This is a genomic window from Aquimarina atlantica, from assembly GCF_000626715.1.
Taxonomy (GTDB): domain Bacteria; phylum Bacteroidota; class Bacteroidia; order Flavobacteriales; family Flavobacteriaceae; genus Aquimarina; species Aquimarina atlantica.
In genome coordinates this window covers 40,745-54,930 of the sequence record NZ_AQRA01000003.1, presented here as the reverse complement: position 1 = coordinate 54,930, position 14,186 = coordinate 40,745, and the positions used below count along the sequence as shown (strand labels likewise).

The following is a 14,186-nucleotide window of genomic DNA, read 5'->3' as shown; positions in this document are numbered from 1 at the left end:
ATCAAACAGTTAAGAAAACTTAAAAGTCAAAATCATTTCACGTACTGATTTTGGCTTATTTCTTTATAAAAGTCATAATAATTTAAAAAAGTAGGAATCACTGGGCCATTAAATGGATTGGGACCGTTAAATAATACACAAACACCAATATCATTATCAGGATCAATTAATAACTGGGTTTTGTATTGATTTACATTACCCCCATGATATAATACTCTTCTACCTCTGTAATCCAAAACTCGCCAACCCATTGCATAATACGAATCTGTTACCCCATCCCATAAATTAACATACGTATCTTCATCGCTGGTACAAATAATAGGGTTAAAAATATCGCTAAGACTTTCTTTTGAAATAATATCAGGATGATATCCTAGTAATACTTTTAAATACTCTCCCATATCAGAGATTGATGCATTAATCCCTCCTGCAGCAGCTACATTATAATAGTTTTTATGGATCTCTGTAACCTTATATTTTTTTGAATAATGATTATATTTATGTGGAAGAGCTACATTATCATTCTCTCTTATTGCTGTATATGTACTTGATGCTGTATGCATCCCTGCCGGAGCAAATACTCTTTCTTTAAGAAGGATTTCAAATGATTTCTCGGTTTGGTTTTCCATTATTTTTTCAATAACCGAAAATATCGCATTTTGATATTCATAATCTACTCCTTCTTTAGAAACAACTCCTTTTCTTTTAAAACTTCTGATAATTTGTTCTAAAGACCATCCTTTTTGTATAAGCTTAGTATAGGTATAAGGATAAAGTCCTGTTGTATGTGATAATAAATGATTTACTTTAAGCCGATCTGCCTGTTCACTATCTCTTAAACTAAATGTTTTTACCGATTCTCTAACATTTTGATCCCATTGCAATTCATCTCGATCTACTAAATTTCCTGCCAAAACTGCCGTTACACCTTTTGATAAGCTTGCAATTCTAAAGACTGTATTTACATCTACAGAATCTTGTGTATGAATTTCTTTTACTCCAAAGCCTTTTTTATAAATAACAGCATCACCTTTAACCACAACAACAGCTGCTCCTGGACATTCTGAAACATTAAAATTAGTAGCAAAAAACTTCTCGTAATGCTCTAAGAAAAAAGATAAAGAATCCTTTTTTGATATTTCTGGTTTCTCATCTATTACAACAACTCTTTCTTTAGGTTTTGATGTAGTGCATGCTACCAAAAAAACCAAAGTAAATACAACATAAAAATATTTCATATTACGACATTCTATAGGGTCGCAAAATACGTTTAATATTGTTTATTGTATAAAAACTTTTTCAGAAACTTTATAATACAAATCGATACGTTGCTTTGATTAAAAATGTATTCTCTGGCTGTTGGTTCAGAATTTGATTGTCTAAACTTCTAAAGAGGTCATCAGAAGGGTTTCCATCTCCGGTAATACCTTGCGACCAAACCAAAAATATTTCAGAACCAGGAATATATTCCCAGCGTAGCACCAGGTTAGAACGAAACTGAACAAATGCGAAATCCGGATTACTAATAGTATAATCCACGGTACCATCTCTATCCTCATCTACAGAGTACTCATCATCTGCAAACGAAATCTGATCCTGATCATATAATGTTACTCTCTCATCCAGGTTTTTGGCTACTGCATTAGCAACATAGTTAAAATCGGTATATCTTCCTCGAGATATAAACGGTTGTCCATAATACTGAATAGTAAGATTAGGGTTAATACTATAATTTAACCGTATACTCGCACTTAAAGTTTGCTGATCGATTTTAGCAGTTATATATCTTGGAGTACCATTAAAATCAACATCTGTAACATACTGTGTTTTATTTGGATTCTCTACAAACTCTGGGTTTAAAGACATACTAAATGCATTAAATGGCTGATATCTAAGCCTCAATACATATCGCCTAAAAGAGAAGTTATTGTCGGTTGTCCAGGAATTCACATGACCAACAGTAAAATTAAATTTCTTTCTTCGATCAGATCCAAAAAACAACACTCCTATATTTTCTTGAGAAAATCTCCACCTAGGACCTCCACGCAAAACAGTATTTGTGAATATACGAGGTTTATGAATCATCTCAACTTCTGTCCACCAATTGTTTTGATAATCTATATTACCTCCCAACACATATTGAATACGATTATAATTACCTTCAAAATCAAATGCAGATGATTGACTAAATCTAACATTTGCTCTTCTATAAAATTTGGTAGGTTTTAAGAATAAATAACGAAGATTTGCAAATTGCCTGATATCATCTGCCTGACGTAAAAACCCGATATCATTTAGCTCTAATTCTGGAGAACGCCAGAAAACTCCTGCTCCATACCTCCAATTCCCACCTCCGGATTTCCCTCCTGTAAGTTTACCCCCAGTTCCGGTTAGTGAAGTTCTATTGGGATCTAATTCTACATGATCTGCATCCACCCTCTGAAAAAGATGTGTAAGTGAATTCTGGGTTTTTTCGATAGATTCTTTAGAACCCTCTACGTGACTGGCCACAATATTACCTTCGATAAAATACTTTCTATCTTTCCAGTTATGTCTAAAATCTAATCCTGCAGTATATGCTGATTTACGAAGAAGATTAAGATTATTTTCTCTTGTCCCTGCTACTTCTGATGTCTCATCAGTATTTGGGTCATCCTCATCAATATCAAAGGTGTCCCCAAGATTTCGGTTGGTTGCCGTTATAATCCCCCCAATAAAAGAGTTACGTTGATTAAAATCCTTTTGTACTCTACCGACCATATAATTCGTTAGAGGTTCTACAATAGCCTCTCTCTTATTGCCATTTTCATCTTCAATTTTGGCTATTTCTCTCGAAGTCACACTCTCTAAAACACCAATAGACCACCCATCTTTGGTTTTTCCGCTAAATTTTGCTGCTCCAAGAATTGTAGTATTGGAAGGTTTATCGACAAATTCATTGTCAAGTCCTGAAATTGATCCTTGCGGGCTTCTTCCAATTCTACGGGAATAAAATAGATTATCCTGGTTATTGGCAAAACGGTAATCAAAAATATTTTTATTCTCTACGAAAAAAGGTCGTTGTTCTCTAAAGAAAATCTGAAACCCATCTAATGCAATAGCGGCAGGATCAGCTTCGACCTGGCCAAAATCAGGATTTACCGTTAGATCCAAAGTTAGATCATTTGTGATTCCTATTTTTGCATCTAACCCTCCATTCAGTTTAAAATCTTCACCATCTCTAAATGGATTTCCTTTTTCCTCGGGATACGTATCAAATTGTGTTACTGCAAATGGTTGGATTTCTAGTTGTTTTTGAGGTTCGATATCTATAAGACCATGTAATTCTCCGAACTCACTTACCCACCCAGGAGCATCTTGTGGTATACGTTGCCACACTGATCTTTCTTCTTCTCTAAACAACCTTCGGTTTACTTGAAGTCCCCATACCTGCTCTTTACTTTTACCAAATTTTAATTGACTAAGCGGAATTTTAATTTCGGCAGTCCACCCATCTTCATCTATATTACTTGCAGCATACCATATAGGATTCCAGCTACCATCCCAATTATTTCCATTTCGTGAGATAAACTCATCTCCTTTTACCCCAGCGGCTGTAATGTTAAATGAAAAACCAGTTCTTTTATCGTGATACGTATCCAAATTAATCTCTACCCAATCCCCAGCAAAACCATCTCTTCTCGATAATCTTTTTTCAATTTTATCTGGTTCGGTATCATAACATCGATATGCTACGTATAGATATTTCTGATCATATACAATTTTGAATTTGGTCTTTTGACTTGGTGGTGTATTTTCATCAGGTTGATTTTCAACAAAATCGCCAGTCCATTCTACCACGTCCCAACCAGACTCATCAATTAGGCCATCAATTGTTAATGTTTCGGTAGTATTAAGTAATTTTGTAGTATAAATTCGTTTTTTAACTGTACTAGTAGAATCTTGTGCAATAAAAATAGTAGGAAACAAAAAGAGTACCAACAGACAGGTATAACATTTCATGATGATTAGAAGTTTGATGATTGATATAACTAAGATGACAGAAATTATTTTAGTTTGTCACACTTTATGCCATTTTTTAGTAAAAAATTAACAGGAAAAGGGGGTTATGTAACATAAAACAAACAAAACAACTCCTAATTACATCAATATCACTGAAAACCAATGCATCATACTTTAAAAATAATATCTATTACCTGTTTGCTATATAAATATATAATTGTACATTTGCACCCCTATTTTACATAGGAAAAGGAATGTTTAATTAAGTAAAAAATAATTAGTGTGGACACATTAAGTTACAAAACAGTATCTGCCAACAAGGCTACCGTTACAAAAGAATGGTTGCATGTAGATGCTGAAGGACAGACTTTAGGGCGTCTTTCTTCTGTAGTTGCAGTACTACTTAGAGGTAAGCATAAACCCAACTTTACCCCACACGTTGATTGCGGTGATAATGTTATCATTACCAATGCCGAGAAAATCAACTTAACAGGAAAAAAGTGGACTGATAAATCGTATATCCGTCACACTGGATACCCTGGAGGGCAAAGAAGTCTTACTGCTCAGGAATTGTATGACAAGAATCCAGAGCGTTTAATCGAAAAAGCGGTAAAAGGAATGTTACCTAAAAACAAATTAGGTGCAGCTTTATTCCGTAATTTAAAGGTATATGCAGGAGCAGATCACAATCAGGAAGCTCAGCAACCTAAAACTGTTAACTTAAACGAATTTAAGTAATGGAAGTTATTCACAAAATTGGTCGTAGAAAAACGGCTGTAGCCAGAGTATATCTTAAGGATGGTTCTGGAAAAATTACGGTTAATAAAAAAGACCTTAATGAGTATTTCTCTACTGCTACTTTACAATACAAAGTAAATCAGCCTTTAACTTTAACAAGTAATGAGGACAAGTACGATGTAAACGTAAATGTATATGGTGGAGGGATTACTGGACAGGCAGAAGCTGTTCGTTTAGCAATATCAAGAGCGGTATGTGAATTAGACGAAGAAAACAGATCAATCCTAAAACCAGAAGGTTTGTTAACCAGAGATCCAAGAATGGTAGAGCGTAAGAAATTCGGTCAGAAGAAAGCTCGTAAGAAATTCCAGTTCTCTAAACGTTAATTTATTAAAACAGTATTTGTTGTTACCTCAATTCATGAGGGGTTAGTTTAGCATCTAAATGCACAAGGCCATACTGCAACGTAGCCACTTGAGCATTGCTAATTCAACAGAACGTAAACTATTACAAAAATGGCAAACAATATCGAAGTAAAAGAATTACTTGATGCAGGTGTACACTTTGGTCACCTTACAAGAAGATGGGATCCCAATATGGCACCATATATTTATATGGAGCGTAATGGTATTCACATCATTAACTTATATAAAACTGCTGCAAAAATTGATGAAGCTAGTGAAGCTTTGAAAAAAATAGCAGCGTCCGGCAGAAAAATCCTTTTTGTTGCGACTAAAAAACAAGCTAAAGAAATCGTAGCCGAAAAAGCAAGTAAAGCCAATCAACCATACATTACAGAAAGATGGCCTGGTGGTATGCTTACCAACTTTGTTACTATTCGTAAAGCAGTCAAAAAAATGGCTTCTATCGATAGAATGAAGAAAGACGGTACCTTTAATACACTATCTAAAAAAGAACGTTTACAAGTAGATCGTTTAAGAGCAAAATTAGAAAAGAACTTAGGTTCTATTTCTGATATGACTCGTCTACCTGGAGCATTATTTGTTGTAGATATTACTCGCGAACACATTGCGGTAAAAGAAGCTCAAAAATTAAACATTCCTATTTTTGCAATGGTAGATACAAACTCTGACCCACGTCAGGTGCAGTATGTAATCCCTGCAAATGATGACGCTTCTAAATCTATAGACAAAGTTATGACTTATGTTAGTGATGCTGTTATAGAAGGATTAAGCGAAAGAAAAGCAAGCAAAGAAGCTCCTAAAAAAGAGGCTCCTAAAAAGGAAGCAAAAGCTGATGCACCTGCAAAGGTAGAAGCTACAGTAGAAGCTCCTGTAACCGAAGCTGCAAAGCAAGAGGAAGAATAATCAAATAGATGTATATCTATTAAAATTCGAAGCTAAGTTTATATCTCTGCGATAAAACTTAACTTTAATATAAAATCGATAAGTCGTTTGGTTCTTTACTTTTGCAGTACTAACTAAACGACTTGTTTTTTATACAAACAATACATTTTACACATTAAATATTTAAAGATATGGCAAATATTACAGCAGCCGATGTAAGCAAATTGCGTAAGGCTACAGGTGCCGGAATGATGGACTGCAAAAAAGCCCTTGTTGAGGCCGAAGGAGATTTTGACAAAGCTATCAAGATCCTTAGAGAAAAAGGACAAAAAATTGCTGATAAAAGAGCTGATAGAGAATCTTCTGAAGGTGCAGTTATTGCAAAAGTTAATGATTCGAAAAACAAAGGAGTAATCGTTTCTCTTAATTGTGAAACTGATTTCGTAGGAAAAAACGAATCTTTCGTTTCTTTAGCAAAAGAACTAGCAGAATTAGCTCTTAACACTTCTTCTAAAGAAGAATTTTTGGCTTCAGATTTTAATGGTATGACTGTTCAGGAAAAACTTACTGAACAAACTGGTGTTATTGGAGAAAAAATCGAAATCGGAGATTTTAAAGTACTGGAAGCTCCTTTTGTAGGATCATATATACACGGAAACAAAATCGGTGCTCTAACCGGCTTATCAAATGAAATAGATAATGCAGAGACACTTGCCAAAGACATCTCAATGCAAGTAGCTTCTATGGGAGCAACCACATTATCTTACAAAGATTTTGATCCAGAATATGTTGCTTCAGAAACTCAAGCAAGAATTGCAGCAATTGAAAAAGAGAATATTGAACTTGGACGATTAGGAAAAACATTGAAAAACGTTCCTCAATTTATTTCAAGATCTCAATTGACAGATGATGTAATTGCACAAGCAGAAGAAAAGTTGAAAGAAGAGCTTAAAGCAGAAGGTAAACCTGAGCAAATTTGGGATAGAATTCTTCCAGGAAAATTAGAAAGATTTATTTCTGATAATACTACTTTAGATCAGGAACAATGTCTTCTTGATCAAAATTTCATTAAAGATGAAAAGAAAAGTGTTGCTGATTATATAAAAACACTTGGTGATGTATCTGTAGTTGCTTTTGAAAGAGTAACTTTAGGTTAATCCAAAAATCATATAGTATTCAGACATATCTGAAAAAAATAAAAACCGCTTCTGTTATAGAAGCGGTTTTTTATTCATCATTTTCAAAATATTTTCTTTCTGGTTTCCAACGTTTACAAGTTTAGAATTTCTTTCAAAACTTATCCCCCAATATAAACTAACTCCCCAATTAGCTCATACCATATAAACACCTACATTGTATTTATATATTACAAACGTTAATTTCCTTTCTAAAAACATTTATCATCCCCAACACCTTTTTTGTTTTCCCTGATGCAAACCTATAACATAATTCAACACGAACCAATACCCTTTATAGGGGAAAACCACCCTTTTTTTAATAGTTTTTAAACTTTAACATTTAACTATTTAATTTAAAAATTCACCTTTATAATCCAAACTATTTTCTAAATTAAGAATATCATTATATTTGCACCACAGTTAAATCTCATAATGGAATATAAAAGAATATTACTTAAATTATCTGGCGAAGCTCTAATGGGTGATCGTCAATATGGAATTGATCCTAAAAGATTGGCAGAGTATGCCCACGAAATCAAACAAATTACAGAAAAAGGCGTACAAGTTGCTATTGTGATAGGTGGAGGTAATATTTTTAGAGGTGTTGCAGGTGCCAGTAAAGGAATGGATAGAGTTCAAGCAGATCATATGGGCATGCTTGCAACCGTTATTAATGGACTGGCCTTACAGAGTGCTCTTGAAGATGCAGAAATACCTACTCGATTACAATCTGCGGTAAAGATTAATGAAGTTGCAGAACCCTTTATACGTCGAAGAGCAATGCGTCATCTCGAAAAAGGAAGAGTTGTCATATTTGGTGGAGGGACAGGAAATCCATATTTCACAACTGATTCTGCCGCAGTACTAAGAGCAATAGAAATTAATGCAGATGTTATTCTAAAAGGCACAAGAGTTGATGGAATATACACCTCTGATCCAGAAAAAAATGCTGATGCCACAAAATTTGATTTCATATCATTTGATGATGTATTACGCAAAGGTCTGAAAGTAATGGATACAACAGCATTTACATTAAGTCAGGAAAATGAATTACCTATAATAGTCTTTGACATGAATAAAGCCGGAAATTTACTAAAAGTAGTTTCTGGCGAATCTATAGGTACTCAAGTAAACCTTTAATCATATTGGCTTATTTTTTGATTTGTCAGAAGAAAAGAACTAAAACATGAACGAAGAAATAGATTTTATTTTAGATTCGACCAAAGAGTCAATGCAAGCAGCAATTGCTCATTTAGAAAAAAAATTACTTAATATCAGAGCAGGTAAAGCATCTCCTGCTATGTTAGGTAGTGTAATGGTAGAGTACTATGGCTCTCCTACTCCATTAAACCAGGTCGGAAATGTAACTACTCCTGATGCAAGAACCATTACAATTCAACCTTTTGATAAATCTGTAATTCCCGAGATTGAGAAAGGTATTCAGATAGCTAATTTAGGGTTCAACCCGATGAATAATGGTGAAAGCGTTATCATTAGTGTTCCTCCTCTCACAGAAGAACGTCGTAAAGATCTTGCGAAACAAGCAAAAGCTGAAGCAGAAGATTCTAAAGTAGGTATACGTAATGACCGTAAAAATGCCAATAATGAGATTAAAAAATTAGAAAAAGAAGGGCTGTCAGAAGATTTGGCAAAAAATACTGAAGTAGATATTCAAACATTAACCGATACATACATTAAAAAAATTGATGAAATGCTTAGTCATAAAGAAAAAGAAATTATGACAGTTTAACATTTCTTAATGTATAGAAATTATAAATAAAGCGTTTTCTCATTAGAAACGCTTTTTTTGTATCTTCGCCTTTTTGAACCTATTTGGTATAATGCAGAACAAATTTTTTTGTTTATTATTTTTTGTACACTTTGTCTTAATTTCTCAAGTTAGTATTAACGGTATTGTTATTGATGAAAGTTCTAATCAACCCTTGCCATTTGCCACTGTAAAAACCAATAATTCTTCATACGCCTTAACTTCTGTTAAGGGTGAGTTTGTTATACGATGTAATACCTACCCTGTCAATCTTACTATAAGCTATCTAGGGTATCAAACAAAGACCATTTTAATTACATCCAAAAAATCAGAAAAAATAGAAGTACAACTCAGTGCTAAAGAGGAGAATCTCGAGACAGTAAAGTTAGATACCCCCGAAAACATTGCAACTCAACTTATTGTTGAAGCCATAAATAGGAAAAATAAAAATAATCCAAAAAAAATATTACATGATTTTAGTTATAAAAGCTACAACAAACTAAAGATCACAGAAGATAATCAGGCGCAATTAAATACCCTGGACACTACTAGTGTCGATATGGAACATCTCTTTAACAAAGCTCATTCCTTTCTTTCTGAGAAAATAAGTTTACACCAGTTTAGAAAAAATGCCGGCGAAAAAGAGACCGTTTTGGCAACTCGGATGAGTGGTTTTAAAGAACCTATCTATAATGTACTGGGAATCAAAATACAATCTAATTCTCTTTATGATGAAGATTACACCATTTTTAACAATAAATACATAGGACCATTATCAAACAGAGCCCTTAGGAGTTATTATTACAAGGTTCTCGATACTGTACAAGGTAAAAATCCAGCTTATGTCATTCTTTTTCAACCCCGTAAATCTAAAAATTATGCAAGTTTAGAAGGTGTATTATATCTAGACACAAAATCATTAGCAATTCAGAAAGCTATCATAGAACTACGAGGCGAACTTAATGTGATGGCAACTCATAGTTTTAAATATTTTTCTGAACAAAAAAGCTGGTTCCCAATCAAACAGGAAATTACTATAAGACCAGGAAACGGAAGACAAAAAGTAAGTTTATTTGGAGGGAGAATCTCTGTAGGAAGATTAGGGAATGACAAAAAAAGTTCTTCGGGAAATAATGATTTTTTAGTTTCTACAACAGATTTATTTGATATCAAATTAGATACCAGTCAAAATATTAAACAAAATCAAGCTACAATAAGTATAGATCCCGAAGCCAATAATAGGCCTGAATCTTATTGGAATAAATATCGCACCAGTGCAATTACAGAAAAAGATCTAAACTCATTTCAGATTATAGATAGCATTGTAAAAGCACAAAACATAGAACGCAGAATTGATGTTATTCAAAGTTTTAATATTGGATATTACCCTGTAGGGTTTTTCAATTTTGATCTTACTTACCCTATAAAATACAATAATTATGAAGGGTTGCGACTAGGAATAGGTGGCTTAACAAACACAAAATTCTCTAATAAATTAAGATTAGAAGGATATTTTGTTTACGGATTTAGAGATTCAAAATCCAAATTTGGTATAGGAGGAGGTTTATTAGTTAATAAAAAATCAAACTCATGGTTTAATATAAATTATACCGATGATATTAGAGAAGTAGGTAGTTTTCTCTACCTTACCGACAGAAGAGTTTATTCTTTATTCGAACCGCGTTTGGTAAATATAGATTTCTATTACAAGCACAGAACCTGGAGTGTTGGTTTACAGCAACAGATATTTCCTAAACTACTCTCAGAAACTCAATTTTCTATAAGTAATATAAATCAAACCGTAGGATATCAATACTTTAATGATGGAAATTTATTTTCGGGATATAAAACAGCAGAAGCTACAATAGCCTTAAGGTGGAGTCCGTTTAGTAAATTTCTAAAAACACCTAATCAATATAAAGAAATTCATGATGGATATCCCAAAATTACAGCGCAATATACACAAGGTTTCAAGGGTATGTTCGATAGCAATTTCTCTTATAGTAAAATAGGTTTAAAAGCAGAACATATTATTAACCGTATTAATCAATCTAAAACAAGTATTTTATTCGAAGCAGATATCGCTTATGGAGATATCCCACTCACGCATTTGTATCACGCTTATCCTAATGCCCCCACCAAAGAAACAGTGCTTCAACGATTTTCTGTAGCCGGTAGAAGGACTTTTGAAACTATGTATTTTGGTGAATTTTTTAATGACAGACTAGCAACATTACAGGTCAAACATAGAATTAAACCTGTAAAAATTACGAATTGGTTTAAACCAGAACTCGTTTTTATAACGCGATATGCAATCGGAGATGTTAGCAATCTTGAAAACCATCAAGGGGTAAATTTTTCGTCTTTACAACATGGTTATCAAGAATCAGGATTTGAAATCAACAAATTATTTGCTGGTTTCGGGCTTAGTTTTGCCTATCGTTATGGCGCCTATCATCTTCCTCGTTTTGAGGATAATATTTCGGGTAAGTTTACTTTTTACCTAAAACTATAGTCTTTATACAATAAATCATTTTCTTTTCAGAAATACCTGAATAATAATTCCCCAATCCTTACATTTGCAGCAGGAAAATAAAGGATGGCAAAATTATTCAGTTTCGGGTTTTGGAATGCACTGGCTGGAATTATACTTCGCAACAGGGCGGTAATATTTCTGGCAATAATAGGAATTACGGTTTTTTTAGGTTTTCAGTGGAAAAACATGAGGTTTTCTCACTCAGAGGCAAATCTACTCCCCGATGATCACGAGGTAAATATATTATATCAAAAATTTCTTCAAAAATTTGGCGAAGAAGGCAATCTAATTGTAATGGCTGTTAAAGATAGTACACTTTTTACTTCTGAAAAGCTAAAAGCATGGAATGATTTTAATAATTCGTTTAAAAAATATGAAGAGATTGACCTCGTTGTCTCTATAGCCGATCTTAAAACTTTAAAAAAAGAAGATAATCCAGCACGATTTGAGTTAGTACCTTTTATTAAAGATTCTAGTTATACTGAAAAACAGGTATCTGAATATGAACATGAGCTTTTTAACAAGTTACCTTTTTACGAAGGACTTGTTTATAGTAAAAAATCTAAAACGATTCAAAGTGCACTGTATCTAAAAAAGGATATTGTAAACACTAAGAAACGAAAAAAGTTTATTGAAAAAGTCTTGCTTCCTGCAGTTTTAGCTTTTGAGAAGGAGCATAAGATGGATGTAAAAGTATCTGGTATGCCATATATCAGAACTTTAAATTCTCAAAACATAATGGATGAAATAGAAATTTTCATTCTTGCAGCTCTACTGGTTACTTCGTTAATTTTCTTTTTCTTTTTTAGATCATTAAGAGCCACTTTTATATCCATGACTGCTGTAATTATTGGGGTAATGTGGGCTTTCGGAATTTTAGGGCTTTTAGAATATGAAATAACTGTGCTTACAGCTATTATTCCTCCATTAGTAATTGTAATTGGTATTCCTAATTGTATTTTCTTAATTAATAAATACCAACAAGAAATAAAAAAACATGGTAATAAAGCAAAATCTCTTCAACGGGTAATCACCAAAGTGGGTAATGCTACACTAATGACTAATGTAACTACTGCTTCAGGATTTGCAACCTTTGCTCTAACCGAAAGTAAGCTACTTAAAGAATTTGGTATTGTTGCCTCTTTAAATATAATCGCTCTATTTATACTTTGTCTTCTGGTTATCACTATAATTTATAGTTATATGCCACAACCTAAAGAAAGACACTTAAAACATCTGGGTAAAGAGTGGATAGAGAAGTTAATGGATTGGATGGAAAAGATGGTAAAAACCAGACGAGTAACAATCTACTTTTCTTCTGTCATTATCCTAATTGTTAGCATTATTGGTATTTATACGATAAAAGTTTCGGGAAGCCTATTAGAAGACATGCCCAAATCTGCTGGATTTTATAAAGATATAGAGTTTTTTGAAGAAGAATTTGATGGTGTTATGCCATTAGAAATATTAATTGATACCAAAAGAAAACAAGGAGTATTAAAATTACCTACACTAAAACGTATGGAAAAACTACAGGAGCTTCTCGAAGAAACTCCTGAATTGTCTAAACCTATTTCTATTGTTAATCTGGTTAAATATTCTAAGCAAGCTTTTTATAATGGAAATCCAAAATATTATCAAATACCTACTAGCCAGGAACGAAACTTTATTTTACCATATGCCAAAAGTTTTGAATCTAAAGCAGGAGTAATGAATAGCTATGTGGATTCTACCGGACAATACGCAAGAATCACTACCTTCATGAAAGATGTAGGTACAGAAGAAATGGAGCGTATAGAAGCGACTCTAAAACCACAATTAGAGAAAATTTTTCCAAAAGACAGATATGACGTTTCTTTTACTGGTAAAGCCCTTATTTTTCAGAAAGGGACCAAATATCTGGTATGGAATTTATCTTTCTCTCTAGGTCTTGCAGTGATCTTGATTGCTCTTTTTATGGCCTGGATGTTTCGATCCTGGAAAATGATTGTCATATCACTTATCCCAAATTTATTACCGTTACTCATGACTGCGGGTCTTATGGGGTATCTTGGTGTACCGATAAAACCTTCTACCATATTAGTTTTTAGTATTGCATTTGGTATTTCTGTAGATGACACTATACATTTTCTTGCAAAATACAGGCAAGAATTAAAATCAAATCATTGGAGGATTAGAAAATCCGTTCTAGCTTCACTACGAGAGACAGGAGTGAGTATGTTTTATACATCAACTGTTTTATTTTTTGGTTTTTCGGTATTCATGATATCCAGCTTTGGAGGAACTAAGGCACTCGGAGGCCTAGTATCAACAACTTTACTATTTGCTATGCTGGCAAATCTTTTACTACTGCCTTCCTTATTGCTTTCCTTAGAACGAAGTATTGCAAATAAGAAAACTCTTAAAGAACCTACCCTAAAAATTATTCCTAATGATGAAGAACTTGAAGAGCCTCAAGGCGCGAGGAAGAATAAAGAAAATAAGACATAAAAAACACCTAATATCTTTATAAAAAAAGCCCCGCTAGAAACTAGCGGGACTTCTGTAAGATAGATTACCCCAAAACCTATCGAACTAAACTTAACGTAAACACAATCGTCATAATTGCATATGCAAGATACTGCCCCTTTTTATATTTTGAAATACCTAACAGGGGG

Annotated in this window: 10 protein-coding genes; 8 read left to right on the top strand and 2 right to left on the bottom strand. The window is 33.4% G+C overall.

Annotated elements, in window-relative coordinates; genetic code table 11:
• Positions 1-32 precede the first annotated feature (32 nt).
• Positions 33-1,238: a serine hydrolase domain-containing protein gene (locus tag ATO12_RS07075; RefSeq protein WP_034240706.1), complete on the bottom strand. Its 1,206-nt coding sequence runs from the start codon at positions 1,236-1,238 to the stop codon at positions 33-35.
• Positions 1,239-1,308: 70 nt separating this feature from the next.
• Positions 1,309-4,002 (bottom strand): DUF5916 domain-containing protein, encoded by a 2,694-nt coding sequence (locus ATO12_RS07070; protein WP_034240703.1) that lies wholly within the window; start codon positions 4,000-4,002, stop codon positions 1,309-1,311.
• A gap of 282 nt (positions 4,003-4,284) precedes the next feature.
• Between ATO12_RS07070 and rplM the strand changes: the two genes are divergently transcribed.
• The 8 genes from rplM (at position 4,285) to ATO12_RS07030 (ending at position 14,019) form a co-directional block, all read left to right on the top strand.
• Positions 4,285-4,740, top strand: coding sequence for a 50S ribosomal protein L13 (gene rplM / locus ATO12_RS07065; RefSeq protein ID WP_034240701.1), 456 nt, complete (start codon positions 4,285-4,287; stop codon positions 4,738-4,740).
• Positions 4,740-5,126 carry a 30S ribosomal protein S9 gene (gene rpsI / locus ATO12_RS07060; RefSeq protein WP_034240698.1) on the top strand — a complete coding sequence of 129 codons (387 nt, stop codon included), beginning with the start codon at positions 4,740-4,742 and terminating at the stop codon, positions 5,124-5,126. Before rplM ends, rpsI begins: the two co-directional genes overlap by 1 nt.
• Positions 5,127-5,255: 129 nt before the next feature.
• Entirely contained in the window at positions 5,256-6,068 is an 813-nt protein-coding gene (gene rpsB, locus ATO12_RS07055) for a 30S ribosomal protein S2 (RefSeq protein WP_034240695.1), read from the top strand.
• A gap of 170 nt (positions 6,069-6,238) precedes the next feature.
• Positions 6,239-7,204, top strand: coding sequence for a translation elongation factor Ts (tsf, locus tag ATO12_RS07050; protein WP_034240694.1), 966 nt, complete (start codon positions 6,239-6,241; stop codon positions 7,202-7,204).
• A gap of 453 nt (positions 7,205-7,657) precedes the next feature.
• A complete protein-coding gene (gene pyrH / locus ATO12_RS07045) occupies positions 7,658-8,365 on the top strand; it encodes a UMP kinase (RefSeq protein ID WP_025666892.1) in 708 nt (235 codons plus the stop codon).
• A gap of 46 nt (positions 8,366-8,411) precedes the next feature.
• Positions 8,412-8,975: a ribosome recycling factor gene (frr, locus tag ATO12_RS07040; protein WP_034240692.1), complete on the top strand. Its 564-nt coding sequence runs from the start codon at positions 8,412-8,414 to the stop codon at positions 8,973-8,975.
• Positions 8,976-9,066: 91 nt separating this feature from the next.
• Complete coding sequence (locus ATO12_RS07035; RefSeq protein WP_034240689.1) at positions 9,067-11,508, top strand: DUF5686 family protein; 2,442 nt, start codon at positions 9,067-9,069, stop codon at positions 11,506-11,508.
• An 84-nt stretch (positions 11,509-11,592) separates the two neighbouring features.
• Positions 11,593-14,019, top strand: coding sequence for an efflux RND transporter permease subunit (locus ATO12_RS07030; RefSeq protein WP_034240687.1), 2,427 nt, complete (start codon positions 11,593-11,595; stop codon positions 14,017-14,019).
• Positions 14,020-14,186 lie beyond the last annotated feature (167 nt).

What these genes read in the sequence shown, in the direction of transcription:
- ATO12_RS07075 (WP_034240706.1), bottom strand. Translation starts at nt 1,238, where the DNA reads ATGAAATATTTTTATGTTGTATTTACTTTGGTTTTTTTGGTAGCATGC.
- ATO12_RS07070 (WP_034240703.1), bottom strand. Translation starts at nt 4,002, where the DNA reads ATGAAATGTTATACCTGTCTGTTGGTACTCTTTTTGTTTCCTACTATT.
- rpsI (WP_034240698.1), top strand. Translation starts at nt 4,740, where the DNA reads ATGGAAGTTATTCACAAAATTGGTCGTAGAAAAACGGCTGTAGCCAGA.
- rpsB (WP_034240695.1), top strand. Translation starts at nt 5,256, where the DNA reads ATGGCAAACAATATCGAAGTAAAAGAATTACTTGATGCAGGTGTACAC.
- tsf (WP_034240694.1), top strand. Translation starts at nt 6,239, where the DNA reads ATGGCAAATATTACAGCAGCCGATGTAAGCAAATTGCGTAAGGCTACA.
- pyrH (WP_025666892.1), top strand. Translation starts at nt 7,658, where the DNA reads ATGGAATATAAAAGAATATTACTTAAATTATCTGGCGAAGCTCTAATG.
- frr (WP_034240692.1), top strand. Translation starts at nt 8,412, where the DNA reads ATGAACGAAGAAATAGATTTTATTTTAGATTCGACCAAAGAGTCAATG.
- ATO12_RS07035 (WP_034240689.1), top strand. Translation starts at nt 9,067, where the DNA reads ATGCAGAACAAATTTTTTTGTTTATTATTTTTTGTACACTTTGTCTTA.
- ATO12_RS07030 (WP_034240687.1), top strand. Translation starts at nt 11,593, where the DNA reads ATGGCAAAATTATTCAGTTTCGGGTTTTGGAATGCACTGGCTGGAATT.